Source organism: Pseudomonas phytophila (assembly GCF_025643095.1).
Lineage (GTDB): Bacteria > Pseudomonadota > Gammaproteobacteria > Pseudomonadales > Pseudomonadaceae > Aquipseudomonas > Aquipseudomonas quasicaspiana.
In genome coordinates, this window is the sequence record NZ_CP081201.1 from 5952021 (window position 1) to 5974879 (window position 22859).

The window sequence follows — 22859 nt, forward strand, 5'->3', positions numbered from 1 at the left end:
GATGATCAAACGCAATCTGCTGGTTATGGGCCTCGCCGTACTTTTGAGCGCCTGCGGTTTCCAGCTGCGTGGCACTGGCGAAAACCAGCTGTCCATCAAGGAACTGGATGTCAGCGCACGTGACGCCTACGGCAAAACAGTCGTGCAACTGCGTCAGGTTCTGGAAGGCAGCGGTGTCAAAATCTACCAGGGCGCGCCCTACAAGCTGGTGATTCTCAACGAACAGGAAACCCAACGTGCCGCGAGCTCCGCGGGCGCGGGTCGTTCGGCTGAGTACACGCTGAACACAACGCTTAACTACCAAATCAGAGGCGATCAGAATCGCGAGTTGCTGACCCGTAAAGTCCAGGTCGAAAAGATCTATGTGCATGACGGTAATAACCTGATCGGTTCCGATATGCAGGCTACGCAAGTTCGCAATGAGATGCGCAGCGACGTCATCCAGAATCTGATGGCCCAACTGCAACAACTGACGCCAGCGCAACTGGATGAGCTGCAAGCGAAGGCTGACGCCGTTGCCAAAGCAGAAGCCGATGCACTGGAAGCCGCTCAACGCATTCGCGACGAAACGCCACAACAGTCGCCGATCGAAATCCCGTCTCGTTAAGATGTAGAGGGCCGGTTAACGCTGGCCCTCGATGCCTACCTGTTTGAAATGCATTCCCCCTGTAGGAGCCAACTTGTTCGCGAGACGCCAGGCCTGCGTAATCAAAACTACCGCCTCGCCAACAAGTTGGCTCCTACAGGGACCGTGTTTACTGCTTGATGGCGCTTTGTCAGGGACACCGAGGAATTTCAGATGAAACTCGCCCCCGCCCAACTTGGCAAACACCTGCAAGGTGCTCTCTCGCCCGTTTACATAGTCAGCGGCGACGATCCACTGCTGTGCCAGGAAGCCGCCGACGCGATTCGAGCTGCGGCCCGACAGCAAGGTTTTGACGAACGCCAGGTCTTCAGCGCCGACTCCAGTTTCGACTGGGGCACGCTGCTGCAGGCCGGCGCAAGCATGTCGCTGTTCGCCGAGCGCCGACTGCTTGAGTTGCGCCTTCCCTCCGGAAAACCTGGAGACAAAGGGGCTGCTGCCTTGATGGAGTACTGCGCCCGCCCCGCCGAAGACACGCTGCTGTTGATCAGCTTGCCAAAGCTTGATGGCAGCGCGCAGAAAACCAAATGGGGTAAAGCGCTGGTCGAAGGTGCGCAGACCCAGTTCGTGCAAATCTGGCCGGTAGATGCCGGGCAATTACCCCAATGGATTCGCCAACGCCTGTCTCAATCCGGGTTGGCAGCCACCCAAGATGCCGTCGAGTTGATCGCGGCGCGAGTGGAAGGCAATTTGCTGGCCGCCGCTCAGGAAATCGAAAAGCTCAAACTGATGGCCGAAGAAGGCCAGATTACTGTCGAGACCGTACAGGCAGCCGTAGCTGACAGCGCGCGTTTCGACGTTTTCGGGCTGACCGATGCCATCCTCAACGGCGAGGCTTCTCACGCCTTGCGCATGCTTGAGGGCCTGCGAGGCGAAGGTGTCGAGCCGCCAGTGATTCTCTGGGCTCTCTCTCGAGAGCTGCGAGTACTGGCAAACCTTGCACTGCAATTCAGTCAGGGCATGCCATTGGACAAAGCGTTCAGTTCCGCCCGTCCGCCCATCTGGGACAAGCGCAAGCCGCTCATGAGCAAAGCACTGCAACGCTATTCCGCCAAACGCTGGGCCGAACTGCTGATGGATGCGCAACGCATTGATGCGCAGATCAAAGGCCAGGCAGTTGGCTCGCCTTGGAGTAGTTTGAGCCGGTTGTCACTGCTGATGGCAGGTCAGCGTCTGGCGTTGCCAGCGGAGTAAATCCGCTCCTATCAAACAAAATATAACTATCTGATTTGGAATGCTTTTTACTGTAGGAGCGACCGGGGCGACTCCCACAGGTCAAACGAGTTTCCTGTGGGAGCCGGGCTTGCCCGCGATGAACGATGACGCGATATGTCTGTTGCACAGAGGTGTTTGTATCGCGGGCAAGCCCTGCTCCCACTGGGACTGGATTTGCTGGCAAATAGATAACCCTCCACAGAGATTTGCCAGCGATAGCGCAGATCAATTAGACACTGCCCTGTCTTGGGTCGATGATTCGCGCCGCTTACTTAACAGCCGAGAGAACATCACCATGAAAAAGTCCAAACGGCCCAACAAGGCCAAATCCATCATTGCCCAGCCATTGTTCCGCAGCCGCCAGGAACAACCCGGCAAAGGCAAAGGCAGCTACCGCCGCGAAGCCTTCCAGTCTAAAAGCTGGGAGGCTTCTTACTTTCTGGCTGCCTGAAACATCGCGACTGTTCCCCGAGGTCCTTTCCGGCCTGCAGGCATGATAAGGTCTGCATCTAACGGTAATACCTTGGACCCAAGCATGCCCTCTTGTTTTTTCCGACGTTGGCAAATGCGCCAAATGATCGCTGCCTCCAGCCTTATCCTGTTAGTTGCCTGTGCGGAAAAACCGACAGCAGCCGACGCCACGCCTCTTCCACGCGTTATCACCACGCCGCTCGCCTCACCGGCTCCGGCCATTGCCGTGGATGCCAATCTCGATATTCTGCCCACCATGAGCTTTGCCGACTGGCAGGCTGGTTTCCGCGCGCAGGCACTCAAGGCAGGTATCAGAGCAGACATTTTCGATCGTGCCTTCACAGGCGTGACGCCGGATATGAAGGTGGTGAAGGCTGACCGCAGCCAGCCGGAATTCACTCGGCCAGTGTGGGAATACCTGGACGGTGCGATCTCTGACGCACGCGTTCGTAAAGGGCAAGCGTTGCTCAACCAATATGCTGGCGTCCTGCAAACCATCGAGCAGCGATACGGCGTAGACCGCAATGCGTTGGTTGCTGTGTGGGGCATGGAGAGTAATTTCGGGCAGTTCCAGGGTTCGCAATCGGTGATTCGCTCACTGGCGACGCTTGCTTATGAAGGCCGCCGTCGCAGCTTCGCTCAAGATCAGTTGCTGGCCGCACTGCAAATTCTGCAGCAGGGCGACATAGCCCCTGAACAGATGATCGGTTCCTGGGGCGGTGCCATGGGCCAGACGCAGTTCATCCCGACGACGTACAACACCCATGCAGTGGATTTCGACGGTGACGGTCGCCGGGATATCTGGAACAGCGCTCCGGATGCCCTCGCGTCGACTGCGCACTACTTGCAAAGCTCTGGCTGGCAGACCGGTCAGCCTTGGGGCTATGAAGTCAGACTCGCCAATGGCTTCGACTACGCACTGGCTGACGCCTCGACCCGCAAAAGTCTGGCGGAATGGCAGCAACTGGGCCTGACGCTGCCTAGCGGCAGTGCCCTGCCTGCGACCGCCTTACAGCAACAAGCCGCACTGTTGTTACCCGCTGGCTACAAAGGCCCTGCGTTTCTGGTGATGGATAATTTCCGCGCAATCCTGCGTTACAACAACTCTTCGTCTTACGCATTGGCGATCGGGCTGTTGTCAGGACGATTCCAGGGTGGCGGCCTCGTCGAAGGAAGCTGGCCGCGTGGAGACGTCCCTCTGAGCCGTTCTGAGCGCATGGAACTGCAAAGCCTGCTCTCGGCCAGCGGTTACGACGCAGGCAACCCGGACGGCATTATCGGCGCCAATACGCGCAAAGCCATTCGCAGCGCTCAGCAGGCGTTGGGCTGGCCAGCAGATGGGTATCCGACACAGGAATTGTTGCAAAACCTGCGCAAACCATAGAATCAGGTAAATTTGCGCGGACACTTGTAGGAGCGAACTCATTCGCGAAGAGAGCAGTACATTCAGCACATTTTCATTGGCTGGAGTACCGCTTTCGCGAATGAATTCGCTCCCACGGGAATTTTGTTTTCAGGTCAACATAGAGTCTCCCGCATGAAATTGCGTTCTTCCGTAGGACCGACTTTAGCCGCAGCGCTTAGCAGGCGTTGGGATGGCCAGCAGATGGGTATCCGACGCAGGAATTGTTGCAAAACCTGCGCAAACCATAGAGTCAGGTAAATTTGCGCGGACACTTGTGGGAGCGAATTCATTCGCGAAGAGGGCAGTACATTCGACACATCTTCATTGGCTGGAATACCGCTTTCGCGAATGAATTCGCTCCCACGGGAATCGTGTTTTCAGGCCAACAAGAGTCTCCCGCATGAAATTGCGTTCTTCCGTAGGACCGACTTTAGCCGCAGCGCTTAACAGGCGTTGGGCTGGCCAGCAGATGGGTATCCGACGCAGGAGTTGTTGCAAAACCTGCGCAAACCATAGAATCAGGTAAATTTGCGCGGCCACTTGTGGGAGCGAATTCATTCGCGAAGAGGGCAGTACATTCGACACATCTTCATTGGCTGGAATACCGCTTTCGCGAATGAATTCGCTCCCACGGGAATTGGGTTTTCAGGCCAACATAGAGTCTCCCGCATGAAACTGCGTTCTTCCGTAGGACCGACTTTAGCCGCAGCGCTTAGCAGGCGTTGGGATGGCCAGCAGATGGGTATCCGACGCAGGAATTGTTGCAAAACCTGCGCAAACCATAGAATCAGGTAAATTTGCGCGGCCACTTGTGGGAGCGAATTCATTCGCGAAGAGGGCAGTACATTCGACACATCTTCATTGGCTGGAATACCGCTTTCGCGAATGAATTCGCTCCCACGGGAATTGGGTTTGCAAGCCAACATAGAATCTTTAAGAGTCTGAACATTCGCAAACAAAAACGGGCCGGATAGTGATATCCGGCCCGTTTTGTTTGCAGCTCAACAGTTCAACGCTTGACGCGTCAGACCATCGCCTTGACGGCAATCTTGGCCTGCTCGTCGGCGTGATACGAAGAGCGCACCAGCGGGCCAGACGCCACGTTTTTGAAGCCCATCTTGTAACCTTCCTCCGCAAACCAGGCGAAGGTGTCCGGATGCACGAAGCGCTGCACCGGCAAGTGGCTGCGGGAAGGTTGCAGGTATTGACCCAAGGTCAGCATGTCGATGTCGTGCTCGCGCATGCGCTGCATGACTTCGATGACTTCTTCGTCGGTTTCGCCCAGGCCCAGCATCAAGCCGGATTTGGTCGGCACGTGCGGGACCATTTGCTTGAAGCGTTGCAGCAGGGTCAGCGACCACTGGTAATCCGACCCCGGACGCGCAGCCTTGTAGAGACGCGGCACGGTTTCCAGGTTGTGGTTGAACACATCTGGCGGCTCGGCTGCGGTGATTTCCAGCGCAACGTCCATGCGGCCACGATAGTCCGGAACCAGCGTTTCGAGCTGCACGTTTGGCGACAGCTTGCGGATCTCGCGGATGCAGTCGGCGAAGTGCTGGGCACCGCCGTCACGCAAATCGTCGCGGTCAACCGACGTGATCACCACGTACTTGAGGCGCAGGTCTGCGATAGCGACCGCCAGGTTAACCGGCTCATCGACATCCAGCGCCTTCGGACGACCATGGCCCACATCGCAGAACGGGCAGCGACGGGTGCAGATATCACCCATGATCATGAAGGTCGCAGTGCCGCCGGAGAAGCACTCGCCCAGGTTCGGGCAAGAAGCCTCTTCGCAAACGCTGTGCAGTTTGTGCTTGCGCAGCAGTTGCTTGACGCGATCAACCTCAGGGGAAACCGGAATACGAACGCGGATCCAGTCAGGCTTTTTCGGCAGATCGACAGTTGGAATGATCTTCACCGGGATACGCGCAACTTTTTCCGCGCCACGCAGCTTAACGCCAGCCTCAACTTTAGGGCGAGGTGCACGCTCGGAAACGTCGACGGTTGGGATCAAGGTTTGCACGGCAGTTTCAGTCGCAGTAGTCATAATCAGTCGATTCCGCCCGTTAGGGTCGTCTGCTCAGCATAGTCGAGGTGTTTGACGAGCTGCGTACGCAGCCGGGCACTTACCTCGGCAAATTCAATCGGGCCCGCATGATCGCACAGCTGGGTCATTGCCAGCCCTGCGTATCCACAGGGATTAATCCGTCGAAAGGGCTCAAGGTCCATGTCGACGTTCAGCGCCAGACCATGGAATGAGCAACCGTGGCGAATTCGCAGCCCCAGGGACGCGATCTTCGCTCCATCGACATAAACACCCGGTGCGTCAGCCTTGGCTGCGGCCGTTACACCGTAACTGGCCAGCAAATCGATCAGGCTGTTCTCGATCCGGGTTACCAGATCACGTACACCGAAACCAAGGCGCCTGACATCGAGCATCAGGTAGACCACCAATTGGCCGGGGCCATGATAGGTCACTTGGCCGCCACGATCGACCTGTACCACCGGAATATTACCCGGTAATAGCAAATGTTCGGGTTTGCCGGACTGCCCCTGAGTGAAAACCGGTGCGTGCTGCACCAGCCAGATCTCGTCCTGAGTGTCTTTACCGCGCTGGTCGGTAAAGCGCTGCATCGCATGCCAGGCCAGTTCGTAATCGATCTGGCCGAGCTCTCGAACGCCCAGCATTGCGCCCATCAAAGCACCATGTGCACGCGACCCGTAGCGCGCAGTGCGCTATTGATGTCACGCAGTTGGTCTTCGCCGGTTGCAACGATGTGCAACTGGATAGTCGTGTACTTGCCGTTGCTGCTTTGGCGTTCGGCGAGCGTGGATATCTCGATCTTGGCGTATTTGGCCAGAATCTCGATCACGCTGTCTTTGAAACCCACACCTGTGTCACCGATCACTTTGATCGGATAGTCATCGCAGGGGAATTCGATTTTGTGCGACTTGACGTCGGAATCTGTCATGGCAGTAAAGGTCTCACAAGCCGTGAAGACGGAAACGCGCCCAATCAGGGTATGAGTGGGCGCGTCGTGGTCAGCGTTGTACTGGAATCAGTTGAACAAGCCGAAGAAGAACAGGCGAATGCTATCCCACACGCGGCGGAAGATGCCACCTTCCTCGACAGCGTCGAGGGCGATCAGGTTAGCGGTATGGACGACTTTGTCTTCCATTTTCACTTCAACCTTGCCGATCACGTCGCCCTTGGCGATTGGCGCAACCAGCTGCGGGTTCATGGTCATGCTGGCGGTCAGCTTCTTCATCTCGCCTTTTGGCATGGTCATGCTCAGGTCTTCAGCCAGGCCAGCCTTGATTTGACGCTCGGTGCCTTTCCAGACGGTTGCCTGAGCCAGCTCAGTGCCCTTCTGGTAGAAGTTCTGGGTTTCGAAGAAACGGAAGCCGTAAGTCAGCAACTTCTGGGTTTCAGCCGCACGGGCCTGCTCGCTGCTGGTGCCAAACACCACAGCGATCAAACGCATGCCATCACGAACGGCAGAAGACACCATGCAATAGCCCGCTTCATCGGTGTGGCCGGTTTTCAGACCATCAACGGTCTTGTCGCGCCAGAGCAGCAGGTTGCGGTTAGGTTGCTTGATGTTGTTCCAGAAGAACTCTTTCTGCGAGTAGATCGCATAGTGAGCCGGATCTTCATGAATGATCGCGCGAGCCAGAATCGCCATGTCGTGGGCCGACGAATAGTGCTCCGGGTTCGGCAGGCCTGTCGGGTTCATGAAGTGACTGTTGGTCATGCCCAGATCAGCAGCAGTCTTGTTCATCATGTCGGCGAATGCGTCTTCGCTACCGGCGATGTGCTCGGAGAGCGCTACGCTGGCGTCGTTGCCGGACTGAATGATGATCCCGTGCAGCAGATCGCTGACGGTGACCTGGCTGCCCACTTTGATGAACATCCGCGAACCGCCGGTACGCCAGGCGTTCTCGCTGACGGTCACCGGATCATTCTCGCCGATCTGCCCACGACGAATTTCCAGCGTCGCGATATAGGCAGTCATCAGTTTGGTCAGGCTGGCAGGCGCCAAACGCTGGTCGCCGTTGTTCTCGACCAGAACGTTACCGCTGCTCGCGTCCATCAGCACATAGGCTTTGGCAGCCAGTTGCGGAGCGGAAGGCGTCATCTGTTCAGCGGCCCAGGCAGCCGGAGTGATGATCAGCGGTACAAGCAGGCACAAGCGTTTTGCAAAGGTGGTGATGTTCATCCGTCTCTCGAAATTGCTAATGGGCAAACATGCCCTCACGGGCAAAGCTTAACGGGCCGATGCAAGCGGTACCGCTCACAACGACCGGCGGTGCCAGGCTCTAATCCTGGCCCATGAACCGCCTGCTTGACAGACAGACTCATGGACAATTGCCTGCGCGGCTTGCTCTGGTGGCAATCGTTCGGCAGGCAATTGTAAAACCGATGCGTCCCGAATATCTCTGCGGGACGTAAACAGCTCTTAATCCAGTGTCACGACGCTAGGCTGGCCCAGATTGGCTGACCTTACGCTGTTTTGCATTTGCTGGGCTTCACCCTGAGTGCCGATCGGCCCCATTCGAACTCGATAGAGTGTCTGTTGATTGCGGGCTATCGAACTCACGAACACCGGAGCCCGAACCATTCCGCTCAATTTCGACCTCAGGAGCTCCGCAGCGTCCGGGTTGGCGAACGCGCCCACCTGGAGATACAGCCCAGAGGCTGGTGCGGAAGCGTTTTTTTTTGCGTCAAACGGCACCGCAGGCGCAGCGTGCTGTTGCGGCGGTGGCGTGTACTGCTCGATGGTCCCGGCGGATGCGATCAATGCCGGGGCTGCAGCTTGCGGAATGGCTTGCGGCTGGCTAGGCAACAGCGGCGCAGGACGCCCATTCTGAGCCAGCCATACCTGTGGATCGATACCCTCGACCTTCACACGCGCCGTACCGGTCTCGGCATAGCCGAGCTTCTTGGCGGCAGCGTAGGACAAATCGATGATGCGATCCGAATAGAACGGCCCGCGGTCATTGACCCGCAGGATCACCGTGCGGTTGTTGTCCAGATTCGTCACTTTGACATAGCTGGGCAGCGGCAGCGTCTTGTGCGCCGCGCTCATGCCATACAGGTCATAAACCTCGCCGTTGGCGGTGTTCTGCCCGTGGAACTTGGTGCCATACCAGGACGCAGTGCCCGACGCGACATAGTTACGCGAATCCTGGATCGGGAAATAGGTTTTGCCCAGCACGGTGTATGGGTTCGCCTTGTACGGCCCGGTGTGCAGGCTCGGCGTAGCATCCGGAATACGCGAGATATCCACGTCCCACCAAGGCGCGCCATCTTTATGCGCACGGTTGATGTCCAGGCCCGGTGGCGAAGAAATACCGGCGGTGCCCTTCTGCACAGGACGGCTTGGGGACGAACAGCTGACCACCAGCAATGACAGCGAAGCCAACGCCATCAACTTCAACGATGTAACCATCGGCAATGCCCGCATTACTTGACGCCCCGAGCTTGAACCAACAATTCAGACAGCTGATGAACACTCATGGCGTACATCACACTGCGGTTATAGCGAGTGATTGCATAAAAATTCTTCAAACCCATCCAGTATTCAGGTCCGTTTTCGCCTTCCAGCTTGAATGCGGTCACTGGCAAGTCGTCGCGCAGCGCATCATGACTCGACCAACCCAAGGCTCGCAACTCCCCGACGGTCTTTACCGGATCAATGCCCGGTGTGAGGCCTTCATCGACACGCTCACCGCGTACGCTCGCCAGGCTGACAACTGGCTCGCCAGCTACCCAGCCATGCTGCTTGAAGTAACTGGCCACACTGCCAATGGCATCATCCGGATCGGTCCAGATATTAATGTGTCCGTCGCCGTCGAAATCCACGGCATAGGCGCGGAAGCTGCTCGGCATGAACTGCGGCAGCCCCATCGCACCAGCATAAGAGCCCTTGAGCGTCAGCGGATCAACCTGCTCTTCCCGTGCCAGCAACAAGAACTCGCGCAGTTCCTTGCGGAAGAAGTCAGCACGCGGCGGGTAGTCGAAGCCCAGCGTAGACAGTGCATCGATCACTCGATAGTTGCCGGTATTACGCCCGAAAAAGGTTTCGACACCGATGATCGATACGATGACCTGAGCCGGAACGCCATACTCCTGTTCCGCGCGTGTGAGCGCAGCTTCGTGCTGACGCCAGAAGTCCACACCTCGCGCAATTCGCGCGTCAGTGATAAACATCGGGCGGTAGTCTTTCCATTGCTTGACCCGCTCGGCCGGGCGGGAAATCGCGTCAAGAATCGCCTGTTTGCGTTCTACTTCGCGAAATACTTCGATCAGTTGTTCGCCAGCGAAACCATAGTCCCGAGTCATCTGGCCGACAAATTCGGCGACTTGCGGCGAACCTTCGTAATCGCCAGCGAATGCTTCCTGAACAGATCCAAGGATGCCAACCAGGCCGACCACCGGAGCATATCGAGCCCAGCTACGCACTACTTGCATTGAATTCTTCACCTTAATCAAACCTGAGCGATCCATTTACGGTGTGTATGGATCGACATCAAAACTCCAAAGGCTGACAGCAGCGTCACGAGCGAAGTTCCTCCATAGCTAATGAAGGGTAACGGCACGCCCACTACCGGCAACAGGCCACTGACCATACCGATGTTGACGAAAACGTAAACAAAAAATGTCATTGTCAGCGCACCCGCCAGCAATTTGCCGAACAATGTCTGGGCCTGAGCGGTAATCACCAGCCCGCGCCCGATGAGCAGCATGTAGATCAGCAACAGAGCACAAATCCCCACCAGCCCGAACTCCTCGCCCAGTACAGCGATGATGAAGTCGGTGTGGCTTTCCGGCAGAAAGTCCAGGTGCGACTGGGTTCCGAGCAGCCAGCCTTTGCCGAATACGCCGCCGGATCCGATGGCCGCTTTTGACTGAATGATGTTCCAGCCAGTACCCAGCGGATCACTTTCAGGGTCAAGAAAGGTCAGCACCCGCTGCTTCTGGTAGTCGTGCATGATGAAAAACCACATGGCGACGGATACCGGCACCGCAGCGGCGATCACGCTGATAATCCATCGCCAGCGCAGACCGGCCATGAACATCACGAACGCACCCGAGGCGAGAATCAGCAGCGAAGTACCGAGGTCTGGCTGGCGAACGATCAAGGCAAACGGAACGCCGATCAGCGCCAGACTCACCCCAACATGCTTGAGCTGCGGCGGCAGGGTTCGCTTGGACAGATACCAGGCGATGGTCGCCGGCATGATGATCTTGAGGAACTCGGACGGCTGAAAGCGGATGACTCCTGGGATATTGATCCAGCGCGTGGCCCCCATGGCGTTGTGGCCCATGACATCCACCACCACCAGTAATAACACGCCGATCACATACAGCACGGGGACCCATCGAGCCATGAAGCGCGGCTCCAGCTGGGCAATGATCACCATTGCCACCAGGCCTATACCGAACGAACTCGCCTGCTTGATCAGCAAGTCCCAGTTCTTACCGCTGGCCGAATACAGGACGAACAGGCTGCCCGCCGCCAGGGTCAACAAAAGCACCAGCAAAGGACCATCGATATGAATGCGCTGCAAGAAGGTCGCGCGGCGACGCATCACGTCTTCGCTGGACAAAATGCGGTCGAAATTACTCTTCACTGGCACTGGCCGCGGCCTCCACGGCTTGAGCGCCGCCATATTCAGGTTTGAGTGTTCCGTCAGGTTTGAGCAGCCAGGCATCCATGACCTGACGAACCACAGGCGCCGCGACACCTGAGCCGGACTCGCCATTTTCGACCATGACCGAAACCACAATCTTTGGATCATTGGCCGGAGCAAAGCCTACGAACAGCGCGTGGTCGAGGTGACGTTCCTGAACCTTGGAGCGGTCGTACTTCTCGCCCTGCTTGATTGCCACCACCTGCGCGGTGCCGCTTTTGCCAGCGATCAGGTATTGAGCACCAATGGCGGCTTTGCGCGCTGTACCCCGGGCGCCGTGCATAACCTGCTGCATGCCGTGGTTGACCTTGTCCCAGTCAGAGGGGTTACGCAACACGATATTGGGCATCGGATTTTCATCAACAGGCTTCTCACCCTCGATGCTCTTGGCCAGATGTGGCCGGTTCCACACGCCTCTGTTGGCAACCAGCGCGGTGGCCTGGGCCAGCTGCAACGGCGTGGCCTGCATGTAGCCCTGACCGATCCCGAGAATCAGTGTTTCCCCCGGGAACCAGGCCTGACGACGAGTCGCACGCTTCCAGTCGCGGGATGGCATCAGGCCGGGAGACTCTTCAAACATATCCAGCGACACTTTTTGCCCAATGCCGAACTTGTTCATGTACGCGGAGAGCCGGTCAATGCCCAGCTTGTGGGCCAGATCGTAGAAATAGGTATCGTTGGAACGCATGATCGCGGTATCCAGATCCACATAGCCATCGCCGGTGCGGTTCCAGTTACGGTATTTGTGATCGTAATTGGGCAATTGGTAATAGCCCGGGTCGAACACCCGACTTGACGCTGTCACAACACCCGAATCCAGACCGGCAATGGCCACAGCGGGCTTGATGGTCGAACCGGGCGGGTATAAGCCGCGCAGAATTCGGTTGAACAGCGGCCGATCGATGGAATCACGCAACTCGGCATAAGCCTTGAAACTGATGCCGGTAACAAACGGGTTCGGGTCGAAGCTCGGCGCGCTGACCATCGCCAGCACCTCGCCGTTTCTCGGGTCCATGGCCACAACTGCGCCACGACGCCCTGCCAGTGCTGCTTCGGCGGCTTCTTGAAGCTTGATATCCAGGCTGAGGACGATGTCCTTGCCGGGCACCGGATCAGTCCGTTTGAGCACTCGCAAGACACGACCACGGGCGTTGGTTTCGACTTCCTCGTAACCCACTTGACCGTGCAACTGATCTTCGTAGAAACGCTCGATCCCGGTTTTGCCAATGTGGTGAGTACCGCTGTAGTTGACCGGATCGAGGTTTTTCAGCTCTTTCTCGTTGATCCGCCCCATGTAACCCACAGAGTGTGCAAAGTGCGGACCCTGAGGGTAATGCCGAACGAGCTGCGCAACGACTTCCACACCAGGCAACCTGAACTGGTTAACCGCCACGCGGGCGATTTGCTCTTCAGTCAGCTCAAAAAGGATGGGCACCGGCTCAAATGGCCGCCGCCCCTGCTTCATGCGCTTTTCAAAGATCAGCCGGTCGTCCGGTGTCAGTTCCAGCACCTCGACGATGGTGTCCAGCACCTGCGCCCAGTCGCCAGAACGCTCGCGGGTCATGCTCAAACTGAAACTGGGCCGGTTGTCAGCGATCACCACACCATTGCGGTCGAAGATCAACCCACGGCTCGGTGGAATCGGCTGCACATGGACCCGATTGTTTTCCGACAGGGTCGAATGATAGTCGTACTGAATGACCTGCAGGAAATACAGCCGGGCAATCAACACACACACCAGCGCCACCACGGCCACAGCCCCGACCACGACGCGACCACGCACAAGGCGTGCGTCTTTCTCGTGGTCTTTTAGGCGAATCGGCTGAGACATGAGGGCGCGATGCTATTTGTGATAGGGGTGCCCGGACAGAACTGTCCAGGCGCGATAGATCTGTTCGCCAATGAGGATGCGCACCAAAGGGTGCGGCAACGTCAAAGGTGACAATGACCAGCGTTGCTCGCTGCGCGCACAGACTTCCGGGGCCAGCCCTTCCGGACCGCCCACCATAAGATTCACAGTGCGTGAATCAAGGCGCCAGCGGTCCAGCTCAACCGAGAGTTGTTCGGTGCTCCATGGCTTGCCGTGCACTTCCAGGGTCACGATCCGCTCGCCCGGCTGCACTTTTGCCAGCATGGCCTCGCCTTCCTGACGGATCAGGCGGGCCACATCGGCATTCTTGCCACGGGTATTGAGCGGAATTTCCACGAGGTCGAGCGCCAGTTCGGATGGCAGACGTTTGGCATATTCATGCCAGCCTTCTTCCACCCACTTGGGCATGCGCGAACCAACGGCAATCAAACGCAGACGCACAATAAAGCCTTATTCGACTTCGTTGCCTGGGGTGTGGTGCGCAGCGCTCGCAGCACGGCTCTGCTCAGCACCCTGCCAGAGGCGTTCCAGGTCATAGAACTGACGAGCCGCGGCAGTCATCATGTGCACGATAACGTCGCCCAGATCGAGCAGTACCCAATCGCTTTCGCCCTTGCCTTCTTCGCCCAATGGCTGTGCGCCGCGGGCTTTGACGTTTTCGCGAACCTTGTCGAGCATCGCGTTGATCTGACGGTTCGAGGTACCGGTGGCGATAACCATGTAGTCAGTCAGACTGTGCTTGTCTTTCACGTCGATGACCAGGATGTCCTGGGCTTTGACGTCTTCCAGAGCGGCCTTGGTCAGTTCAACCAGCTCTTCGCCGGAAATGTTGTGTTTTTGCTTGGTCATATAAAACTCATTCAGTTCAATTGGGAGCACGGTACAGCCCGTGCTCCTCGATGTAGGCCAGTACGGCGTCTGGCACCAGAAAACGTACCGACTTACCGCTGGCCAGCAGTTGGCGGATCTGGGTGGCAGACACCGATAAAGGCGTCTGCCAGACGAATGTAATGTGCCCGCCGGGCCCCTTAAGGGCCTTCGGATCGCTGACCGCGCGGGCCGCCAGCAGATTGCGCATGGCATCCGGCGACTCGCTGTCGGCGTCCGGGCGCTGGAGCACCACTATATGGCAGTGCTCCAGCAACTCCTCCCAACGATGCCAGGTGGGTAGCCCGCAAAAAGCATCCCAGCCCAGCAACAGGAACAACTGGTCCTCTGCGGCCAGTTCGGCGCGCATCGATACCAGGGTGTCGATGGTGTACGACGGTTTGTCCCGATTCAGTTCACGGTCATCCACCGTCAAGGGCGTCACGCCGGCCACTGCGCAAACGACCATCGCGAGACGGTCGTTTGCGCTGACACTCGGCATTTCGCGATGAGGTGGCCTGGCGCTGGGCGTCAGGCGCAACTCATCGAGTTCAAGCAACGCGGCAACCTCAAGGGCTCCGCGCAAGTGACCGATGTGAACCGGGTCGAACGTGCCGCCCAGCATACCGATACGTTTGGGCAAGACCTCAACGGCCTCGACTACAGCATCCGCGGGAATTGGCGCGTGCTGCACAGGTGCGCTCAAGTCAGGCTGGCTCCTGTCCGCGCAACTGGCCGTCGCCGATCACGATGTACTTTTCGCACGTCAGCCCTTCCAGACCGACCGGACCACGGGCGTGCAGCTTATCAGTAGAAATGCCGATCTCCGCACCCAATCCGTATTCAAAGCCATCGGCAAAGCTGGTAGGTGCATTGACCATTACGGAGCTGGAGTCGACTTCAGCCATGAAACGGCGAACCTGCCCCTGATGGTCTGAAACAATGGCATCGCTGTGATGCGAGCCATAGTGGTTGATGTGTTCGATGGCCTGATCCAGCCCGGTCACGATACGAATCGACAGAATCGCAGCCAGATACTCGGTATTCCAGTCTTCTTCGGTGGCCGGGATCGCTTCGATCAGATCGCGGGTGCGCTCGCAGCCACGCAGCTCAACGCCTTTTTCGCGGAACTGGGCAGCCATCTGAGGCAGAAATTCGGCGGCGATGGTCTGATCGACCAGCAGCGTTTCCATAGCACCACAAATGCCATAACGGTAAGTCTTGGCGTTGAAGGCAATTCGCTGAGCCTTGGGCAGGTCAGCGTGGGCGCTGACATAGACATGACAGATACCGTCCAGGTGTTTGATGACCGGGACACGCGCATCACGGCTGACACGCTCGATCAAACCCTTGCCGCCACGAGGAACGATCACATCCACGTACTCGGGCATGGTGATCAGCGCACCGACGGCGGCGCGGTCAGTGGTTTCCACCACTTGCACCACAGCAGCAGGCAGCCCGGCTTCAGCGAGACCGCGCTGTACACAGGAAGCAATCGCCCGGTTGGAGTTAATCGCTTCGGAGCCGCCACGCAAAATAGTGGCGTTACCCGACTTCAGGCACAGACTGGCAGCATCGATGGTCACGTTCGGACGCGACTCGTAAATGATACCGACCACGCCCAGGGGCACACGCATCTTGCCGACCTGAATACCAGACGGCCGAAAACTCATGTCGCGGATCGCGCCAACCGGGTCGGGTAAATTCGCTACCTGACGCAACCCGACGATCATGCTGTCGATACGTGCGGGGGTCAGGGCCAGACGTTCAAGCATGGCAGGCTCCAGACCATTGGCGCGACCTGCGGCCAGGTCCAGATCATTGGCTGCGGACAACTCGTCGCGGGCTTCGTCCAGAGCGGCGGCGGTGGCAAGCAGGGCGCGGTTTTTCTGCGCGGTGCTGGCACGGCCGATCACTCGCGAAGCTTCGCGGGCGGCGCGACCCAGGCGGGTCATGTAGTCAAGAACGGACTCAGTCATGGTCTCAGAGGTCTTGGCAGAGAAGAAAGCGGCCGATTATAGCTGTCGGGCGCCGCTAACGACAGCGGTGACAGGCGGATGGTCGATAACGGGGCGAAATAGGGCGCAGGTTTTATCTTCAGGAGATCGCTCTGTGCTACTGACACACCCCTGCCGCGCAACAACCAGGTGAATTGTAGGAGCTGCCGAAGGCTGCGACCGTGGTGTGTCAGGGTAAATGCTTCGCAGCCTTCGGCAGCTCCTACAAATGCAGGCACATAATTTGAACTGTCACATTCAGCTGCAATTAAGCCGCGCATTGATATGATCAGCGCCCGCCCCTTTTGTGTACCCCGCTATGCCAATCCCCTTGCCCGACAGTTTCTTCAACCGCGACGCCCAGGTTCTGGCGCAGGCGCTGCTGGGTAAAGTGATCAGACACAAGGTGGGCGATCTTTGGCTCGCCGCACGCATTATCGAAACCGAAGCCTACTATTTCGCCGAAAAAGGCAGCCACGCATCCCTCGGATATACCGAAAAACGCAGAGCACTGTTTCTCGATGGCGGGCACATATATATGTACTACGCACGCGGCGGGGATTCGCTTAACTTCAGCGCCGAAGGGCCGGGCAACGCGGTATTGATCAAATCAGCCCATCCATGGGTCGATGCCGTATCAGATGCCAACAGTCTGGCCAGAATGCAGTTGAACAACCCCGATGCCAGCGGCGCGCTGCGTGCGCCCGAGCGTCTGTGTGCAGGCCAGACACTGCTGTGCAAAGCGCTGGGCCTTAAAGTGCCGATGTGGGACGCGAAACGTTTCGATGCAAATTTATTGCTCGTGGAAGATGTGGGCCAAACGCCACCCCGTATCATCCAGACCACGCGGCTGGGCATACCTCTGGGCCGTGATGAACACCTGATGTACCGCTTCGTGGACCCTGAATACGCTCGCTTCTGCACACGGAACCCGCTGCGACGCGGTCAGGTCGAAGGGCGCGACTACTTTTATCTCGATCAAGGAAATTAACCATGGGCCAATGGCTCGACAGCATCACCGGCTGGCTGGCGGTCAATCCCTCGTGGCTGAGCGTGGCTATCTTTTTGATCGCGTTCGTTGAATGCGTAGCGATTGTCGGGATTATCGTGCCGGGAACGGTCGTACTGTTTGCTGTTGCAGCGTTGGCCGGCAGCGGAATTCTGCCGCTGGGTGAGGTCCTGCTGCTGGGTTTTCTCGGCGGCCTTTTGGGTGATGCTGTTTCCTACTTCATTGGTCGTAAATACCATCAGAGCATTCGACGCCTTCCGGGCCTTCGTACCCATCCGGAGTGGATCGGCGGCGCAGAAACCTATTTCCAGCGTTACGGCATCGCCAGCCTGCTGGTCGGGCGCTTCATTGGGCCACTGCGGCCGATGCTGCCCATGGTGGCAGGCATGTTCGACATGCCGTTCCCGCGCTTCGCCGCCGTCAGCGTCATCGCTGCGGTGGGCTGGTCGATTGCTTATCTGCTACCGGGCTGGGCTGCAGGTGCTGCTGTTCGCTTGCCATTGCCGGAAGGTTTCTGGCCTCAGGCGGCCGTAGTCGGCGGTGGACTGGCGATACTGATCGGCGTCGCCATCCAGACCAGCCTGCGCTCCAAAAAGTACGCCACTGAAATCATCGCGGCGACCAGCGCAGTTCTACTTGCCGCCATATTCTTCGGCTGGCCGCACCTGACGCAGCTTGATAACGGCATCATGACGCTGATCCAGGAACACCGCAGCACGGTGGTCGATCAGTTCGTTATTGTGGTCACCGGCCTTGGGGATTTCCGTACCCAGTTCTTCGCCGCAGCCTTGTTGCTGGTGATATTGCTGATCACCCGACAATGGCGGCATGCGCTGTTTGCCTGCATCACCACTCTGGGTACAGCCTGCGCTAATGGCGGGATGAAATGGGTGTTCGCACGCCAGCGTCCGGAAGTGCTGCTTGAGCCGTTGACGACTTACAGCATGCCGAGTGGACACAGCTCTGCCGCATTTGCATTTTTCATGACCCTGGCAGTACTGGCTGGTCGCGGCCAGCCGGTGCGGCTGCGCCTGACATGGCTGATGCTCGGCGGATTACCGGCGATCTCGATTGCCATGTCACGGGTTTACCTCGGCGTGCATTGGCCAACCGACGTACTGGCCGGAATGCTGCTGGCATTCACGCTGTGCGCTATCAGCCTGAGCGTGGTGCAACGTCGTTCGTCGCTGACAGCCTTGCCGGTGCGTATCTGGTGGCTGATATTGCCTTCGCTGGCCGTGCTGTTCACCGGCTTCGCGTTGCACTCACTACCGCATGCGGTGCTGCGTTATCAGTACTAGCCCTGAAAAAGCATCCTATGCTGGCCTGGCAGATCAAATCCCCTGTGGGAGCGAATTTATTCGCGAAGGGGCCGGTACATCCGCAGCCTTTGTATCGACTGAAACATCGCCTTCCCGAATGGATTCGGTCCCACAGGTCCATCATGACCCAATATCCACGGCCAACCTGTGGGGGCTGTTACAGATCCAATGTTGTTTCAAGCCTGAAGATCGCCTTGCATTTCGTCGAGCAGATCCTGAATGGCGTCCAGACGATCTTCAGGGTCGTCGATTTCCAGCAGCTCGATCTTGTCCTCTTCGGTGAACGGCAGCAGATAGGCCAACTGATTGGCCAGCGACCACTGACCATTGGCCTTGAGCCCCATATTCAGGGCCTCCACCATCGGGTGCTCAGCCAGGGCTGCCAGCAGCGCCACCAGATCTGCGTCTTCCTCCTGAAGCGGGCGCTCCTGAGGCTCATCCAGCCATTGCACCTGAGCGATCAGTAACTGATCGCGCTGGGTTTCGGTGCTCAACACCCGAAACCGCCGTCCGCCTTCGACACGAATCCCCAGCAGACCGTTGTCCTGTGTCTGAAAGTCACGCACCAGTGCTTCACAGCCAATCAGGGAGTATTCGCTGGGAGCATCGCCGACCTCACTGCCCTGGGTGATGCACACCACGCCAAAACCTTCTCCCTGCTTCATGCAGCGCCCGATCATGTCCAGGTAGCGCGCCTCGAACAATTGCAGATCGAGAATGCACCCCGGAAACAGCACAGCGTTAAGTGGAAACAGCGGCAATGTCATACATGCACCTTTAAACGACCAGAGACACCGCCAACGGCAGGAACAACGCCGTGGCGACTCCCATCAGACTCATCCCGAGCGCAGCGAACGCGCCGCACTCCTCGCCTTCCTGCAACGCGATTGAAGTCCCGACAGCATGCGCCGTCAGGCCCAGCGCCATACCCCGCGCAGCAGGATTATCGACCCGCGCCAGCGTCAGCAAGCCGGGCCCGAATATAGCGCCAAGCACGCCGGTGATCAGAACGAACACTGCGGCCAGTGCTGCAACTCCGCCGATCTGCTCAGCCACCAGCATGGCGATCGGTGACGTCACTGATTTCGGCGCCATGGTCATCAAAATCATGTGATCGGCACCGAACCACACACCCAGCAGCAAACACAGCCCGGTGGCGAACACGCCGCCCACTACCAGCGTAGTTAAGGTCGGCCACAACAACTGACGAATTCGACGCAAATTCAAATAAAGGGGCACGGCCAGCGCAACGGTCGCCGGGCCCAGCAGGACGCTGAGGATTTCCGTGCTCTTGCGGTACTCCACATAGCTCACGCCACAGGCGGTCAGCACACCAATCAGCACCAGCATGGAGATCAACACCGGTTGCAGGAACACCAGGCGAGTCTTCTCATAAGCGGCCAGCGCCAGTTGATAAGCGCCCAGAGTAATCGCTATACCAAATAGCGGATGATGAATCACCGACATCCCGGCGCCATACCAATCAAGCGTCATGATGCCTCCCGGCACGCGCCTGACGTTCGATCAGTTTCTGCATCAGCCATCCGGCAAAAGTCAGGGCAATCAGCAGCGACAGCACCAGCGCGCCGACAATCGCCCAGAAGTCTTCGGCAATTGCCGCCGCATAGACCATCACACCCACCGCAGGCGGCACCAGCAAAAGCGGCAAGTAACGCAGCAGACTGCTGGCAGCCTGACTAATGGGCTCACTGACTTCGCCGCGCACCATGAGGAATGCCAGCAGCAGCACCAGACCAATGATTGGCCCCGGCAAAATGGACAAGAACAAATGATTCAGCGCGGTGCCAAGTAATTGAAACAGCACCAGCCAGGTCAGGCCCCTTAGCAACATAGAAAGCTCCAGCAGATTCGCGGGCCATTATAAGCACCTTGTAGAGCTATGGATGGGCATTCGCGACATTAGGCTTCCTTGACCAATCCCACTCTCTCTGCTGATCTTGGTGTCGCAAGCGCAGGCAAAATCCTACGCAATAACACGCAAAAAGCGACAACAACATCAGCCAGAACAAGGAGAGTGGACATGCCTTTCGTACCTGTTGCAGAGCTCAAGGACTACATTGGCAAGGAGTTGGGACATTCCGAATGGCTGACCATCGACCAGGAACGCATTAATTTATTCGCTGAAGCCACGGGCGATTACCAGTTCATTCACGTCGATCCGGTCAAAGCTGCGCAGACGCCATTTGGCGGGACCATCGCCCACGGCTTCCTGTCGTTATCGTTGATTCCCAAGTTGATGGAAAACCTGCTGGTGCTGCCTGACGGTTTGAAAATGGTGGTCAACTATGGGCTGGACAGCGTTCGCTTCATTCAGCCAGTCAAAGTCGATTCACGCGTTCGTCTAAAAGTCGCGCTGACTGAAGTCACCGAGAAAAAACCCGGTCAATGGCTGCTCAAAGCCACGGCCACACTGGAAATCGACGGGCAGGAAAAGCCCGCATTCATCGCCGATCCTTTGTCGTTGTGCTTCGTGTAAAACGGCCTAAACACGAAACAGTCGTTACAGACTGTTTCGTCACTAATACTCGCTGCGGCATACTCCCTGCGGCTGTGCACATAACGCCACCTGATCGTCACTTGCACGCCTGAAATCATCTTGCTCAGGATTGACCATGCGCGCGCTTGTTCCTTTGGCTCTGACTTTTCTTCTCGCTGCTTGCGGAGAAGGCGAACCGCTGTCCCCTCCTGACGCGCGCCTGCCAGACGGTGGACGCTATCGCGGTGACGTGGTCAATGGCCTGCTGCAGGGCCAGGGCCGCATCGACTACCCCAACGGTAGTTGGTACAAGGGAGAATTTCACGACGGACTGTGGCAGGGCCACGGCGAATGGCACGCGAGTAATGGCGACACCTATAAAGGTGGCTTCGCCAACGGTCTGTTCGACGGTGAAGGCACACTGATTACTCACGGTGGTGTCTACGTCGGAGGTTTCAAACAAGGACGCCGCGAAGGCGAAGGTACGCTCAAAGAGAAGGGCCTGACTTATCGCGGGGCCTTCAAGGCTGACCAATACGAAGGGTTGGGCCGTATCGAACTCGAAGACGGCAGCCAGTACCAAGGCATGTTTGCCCGCGGCAAGCCCAATGGCGAAGGTCTGCGCAGCGACGCCAGCGGTAACCAGTTCAGCGGCAAATTCGTCAACGGCAAGCTGGAAGGCAACGGCAGCTTTACCAGTGCCGAAGGCGATCAGTACGTCGGCGGCTTTCGTAACAACCAACTGGATGGCCGCGGCCGCTACGAAAATAGCGATGGCGACGTGTGGGTGGGCCAGTTCAGAGCAGGCGCATTAAACGGCAAAGGCGAATTGATCGGTGCCGATGGCAGCCGCTACCAGGGGGAATTCACTAACTGGCGCTTTACCGGCCAAGGCCGCTTGAGGCTGGTGGATGGCACGACTTACGTTGGGCAATTCGCCGATGACGTCTATCAGGGCCAAGGCGTGCTGACTCCGATTCAAGGCAGCGTGCAAAGCGGCACCTGGAACAATGGCCAGCTGATCCGCGACGCCAAGGGCAAACTGCTACCCGATACCTTGGAGGCCGGCTTGCTGGCCCAAGGCCCGCTGCTGGAAAAATCTCTCGCTGCGGTACCGGCCTCAACGCCATCAGTAGAGCTGTTCAGCCTGGTGGTGGGCGGCGACGGCAAACAAAGCGTGTTCCTGCGCGAAGCCGACTACGTCAACAATTTGCTGGCCTCACGCTTCGGCGCTTTTGGGCAGATTACGCTGGTCAACCATCGCGACCACATGATTGATCGTCCTCTGGCCACTCGGGAAAGCATCAGCCGCGCAGTGAAAACCCTGGCACAACGCAGTGGCCCGGAAGATCTGGTGTTCATTTACCTGACCAGCCACGGCACTTCCGAGCATGAACTGGTACTCGATCAGCCTCGTCTGGAACTGGCCGACCTGCCCGCCGACGAACTGGCTGAAGCACTGGCCCCCTTGAAGAATCGCGACAAAGTCATCGTCATTTCAGCCTGCTACTCCGGCGGCTTCATCCCGGCACTGAAAGACGAGCGCACGCTGATCATGACCGCCTCCCGTGCTGACCGGGTTTCCTTTGGCTGCTCGGAAGAAGCGGACTTCACTTATTTTGGCGATGCACTATTTGCCAAGGCGCTGGTCGAAACCGATGACCTGCAACAAGCTTTCAGCGACGCCAAAACTTTCGTCGCAGAGCGTGAGATAGCAGATAACTACGAAGCGTCTGAGCCGCAGATCTGGGCACCCAAGGGCGTGATTTCCCGCTGGCAATTGCTGCGCAAGAACCAGGCGGAACGGGCCCTGAACACCGCGATGATCCGCAAGGAAGCGAAGACTGCTGCAAGCCACTAAGCTG

General features: G+C 57.8%; 23 protein-coding genes. 8 read left to right on the top strand and 15 right to left on the bottom strand.

What is annotated here, in order from left to right; genetic code table 11:
* The first annotated feature begins 1 nt into the window (after window position 1).
* The 4 genes from lptE (at window position 2) to K3169_RS26795 (ending at window position 3713) form a co-directional block, all read left to right on the top strand.
* A complete protein-coding gene (lptE, locus tag K3169_RS26780) occupies window positions 2-607 on the top strand; it encodes an LPS assembly lipoprotein LptE (RefSeq protein WP_122707060.1) in 606 nt (201 codons plus the stop codon).
* 192 nt (window positions 608-799) lie between these two features.
* Window positions 800-1837, top strand: a complete 1038-nt coding sequence (gene holA, locus K3169_RS26785; RefSeq protein ID WP_027902326.1) for a DNA polymerase III subunit delta — start codon at window positions 800-802, stop codon at window positions 1835-1837.
* 316 nt (window positions 1838-2153) lie between these two features.
* The gene (gene arfA, locus K3169_RS26790; protein WP_027902325.1) at window positions 2154-2309 is read left to right on the top strand and encodes an alternative ribosome rescue factor ArfA; all 156 of its coding nucleotides are present in this window, start codon (window positions 2154-2156) and stop codon (window positions 2307-2309) included.
* Between the two features lie 84 nt (window positions 2310-2393).
* Window positions 2394-3713 carry a lytic murein transglycosylase gene (locus tag K3169_RS26795; RefSeq protein WP_263268937.1) on the top strand — a complete coding sequence of 440 codons (1320 nt, stop codon included), beginning with the start codon at window positions 2394-2396 and terminating at the stop codon, window positions 3711-3713.
* Between the two features lie 1045 nt (window positions 3714-4758).
* On the opposite strand, the gene lipA is transcribed toward K3169_RS26795, so the two are convergent.
* The 12 genes from lipA to K3169_RS26855 form a co-directional block, all read right to left on the bottom strand.
* Window positions 4759-5781 carry a lipoyl synthase gene (gene lipA / locus K3169_RS26800; protein ID WP_263268940.1) on the bottom strand — a complete coding sequence of 341 codons (1023 nt, stop codon included), beginning with the start codon at window positions 5779-5781 and terminating at the stop codon, window positions 4759-4761.
* 2 nt (window positions 5782-5783) lie between these two features.
* Complete coding sequence (lipB, locus tag K3169_RS26805; protein WP_027902322.1) at window positions 5784-6431, bottom strand: lipoyl(octanoyl) transferase LipB; 648 nt, start codon at window positions 6429-6431, stop codon at window positions 5784-5786.
* A complete protein-coding gene (locus tag K3169_RS26810; RefSeq protein ID WP_027902321.1) occupies window positions 6431-6706 on the bottom strand; it encodes a DUF493 domain-containing protein in 276 nt (91 codons plus the stop codon). The genes lipB and K3169_RS26810 overlap by 1 nt, the downstream gene beginning before the upstream one ends.
* A gap of 87 nt (window positions 6707-6793) precedes the next feature.
* On the bottom strand, window positions 6794-7954 hold the full coding sequence (locus K3169_RS26815) for a D-alanyl-D-alanine carboxypeptidase family protein (RefSeq protein WP_027902320.1): 1161 nt from the start codon (window positions 7952-7954) through the stop codon (window positions 6794-6796).
* Between the two features lie 240 nt (window positions 7955-8194).
* Entirely contained in the window at window positions 8195-9202 is a 1008-nt protein-coding gene (locus K3169_RS26820) for a septal ring lytic transglycosylase RlpA family protein (RefSeq protein ID WP_231667782.1), read from the bottom strand.
* Window positions 9202-10209, bottom strand: coding sequence for a lytic murein transglycosylase B (gene mltB / locus K3169_RS26825; RefSeq protein WP_099268219.1), 1008 nt, complete (start codon window positions 10207-10209; stop codon window positions 9202-9204). The genes K3169_RS26820 and mltB overlap by 1 nt, the downstream gene beginning before the upstream one ends.
* A gap of 17 nt (window positions 10210-10226) precedes the next feature.
* Complete coding sequence (rodA, locus tag K3169_RS26830; RefSeq protein ID WP_049827151.1) at window positions 10227-11330, bottom strand: rod shape-determining protein RodA; 1104 nt, start codon at window positions 11328-11330, stop codon at window positions 10227-10229.
* Window positions 11331-11361: 31 nt separating this feature from the next.
* Window positions 11362-13263 carry a penicillin-binding protein 2 gene (gene mrdA / locus K3169_RS26835; protein WP_122707054.1) on the bottom strand — a complete coding sequence of 634 codons (1902 nt, stop codon included), beginning with the start codon at window positions 13261-13263 and terminating at the stop codon, window positions 11362-11364.
* Between the two features lie 12 nt (window positions 13264-13275).
* A complete protein-coding gene (rlmH, locus tag K3169_RS26840) occupies window positions 13276-13743 on the bottom strand; it encodes a 23S rRNA (pseudouridine(1915)-N(3))-methyltransferase RlmH (RefSeq protein ID WP_027902315.1) in 468 nt (155 codons plus the stop codon).
* Between the two features lie 9 nt (window positions 13744-13752).
* Window positions 13753-14151: a ribosome silencing factor gene (gene rsfS / locus K3169_RS26845; protein WP_027902314.1), complete on the bottom strand. Its 399-nt coding sequence runs from the start codon at window positions 14149-14151 to the stop codon at window positions 13753-13755.
* Between the two features lie 16 nt (window positions 14152-14167).
* The gene (gene nadD, locus K3169_RS26850) at window positions 14168-14812 is read right to left on the bottom strand and encodes a nicotinate-nucleotide adenylyltransferase (RefSeq protein WP_176560584.1); all 645 of its coding nucleotides are present in this window, start codon (window positions 14810-14812) and stop codon (window positions 14168-14170) included.
* A gap of 64 nt (window positions 14813-14876) precedes the next feature.
* A complete protein-coding gene (locus tag K3169_RS26855) occupies window positions 14877-16148 on the bottom strand; it encodes a glutamate-5-semialdehyde dehydrogenase (protein WP_027902312.1) in 1272 nt (423 codons plus the stop codon).
* A 337-nt stretch (window positions 16149-16485) separates the two neighbouring features.
* Between K3169_RS26855 and K3169_RS26860 the strand changes: the two genes are divergently transcribed.
* A complete protein-coding gene (locus tag K3169_RS26860) occupies window positions 16486-17157 on the top strand; it encodes a DNA-3-methyladenine glycosylase (protein ID WP_099268217.1) in 672 nt (223 codons plus the stop codon).
* Between the two features lie 2 nt (window positions 17158-17159).
* Window positions 17160-18476, top strand: coding sequence for a bifunctional DedA family/phosphatase PAP2 family protein (locus K3169_RS26865; protein WP_263268946.1), 1317 nt, complete (start codon window positions 17160-17162; stop codon window positions 18474-18476).
* 197 nt (window positions 18477-18673) lie between these two features.
* Here the strand turns inward: K3169_RS26865 and K3169_RS26870 are convergent, their stop codons facing one another.
* From K3169_RS26870 to K3169_RS26880, 3 genes are read right to left on the bottom strand one after another with little or no spacing between them, the layout of a single operon-like run.
* Entirely contained in the window at window positions 18674-19264 is a 591-nt protein-coding gene (locus tag K3169_RS26870; RefSeq protein ID WP_231675635.1) for an LON peptidase substrate-binding domain-containing protein, read from the bottom strand.
* Between the two features lie 10 nt (window positions 19265-19274).
* Entirely contained in the window at window positions 19275-19991 is a 717-nt protein-coding gene (locus K3169_RS26875; protein ID WP_027897920.1) for an LrgB family protein, read from the bottom strand.
* Window positions 19981-20349: a CidA/LrgA family protein gene (locus K3169_RS26880; protein WP_027897919.1), complete on the bottom strand. Its 369-nt coding sequence runs from the start codon at window positions 20347-20349 to the stop codon at window positions 19981-19983. The genes K3169_RS26875 and K3169_RS26880 overlap by 11 nt, the downstream gene beginning before the upstream one ends.
* A 189-nt stretch (window positions 20350-20538) precedes the next feature.
* Between K3169_RS26880 and K3169_RS26885 the strand changes: the two genes are divergently transcribed.
* Together K3169_RS26885 and K3169_RS26890 are read left to right on the top strand one after the other, a co-directional pair.
* Window positions 20539-20994, top strand: coding sequence for a MaoC family dehydratase (locus tag K3169_RS26885; protein ID WP_263268948.1), 456 nt, complete (start codon window positions 20539-20541; stop codon window positions 20992-20994).
* Window positions 20995-21130: 136 nt separating this feature from the next.
* On the top strand, window positions 21131-22855 hold the full coding sequence (locus tag K3169_RS26890; RefSeq protein WP_263268950.1) for a C13 family peptidase: 1725 nt from the start codon (window positions 21131-21133) through the stop codon (window positions 22853-22855).
* Window positions 22856-22859: the final 4 nt, after the last annotated feature.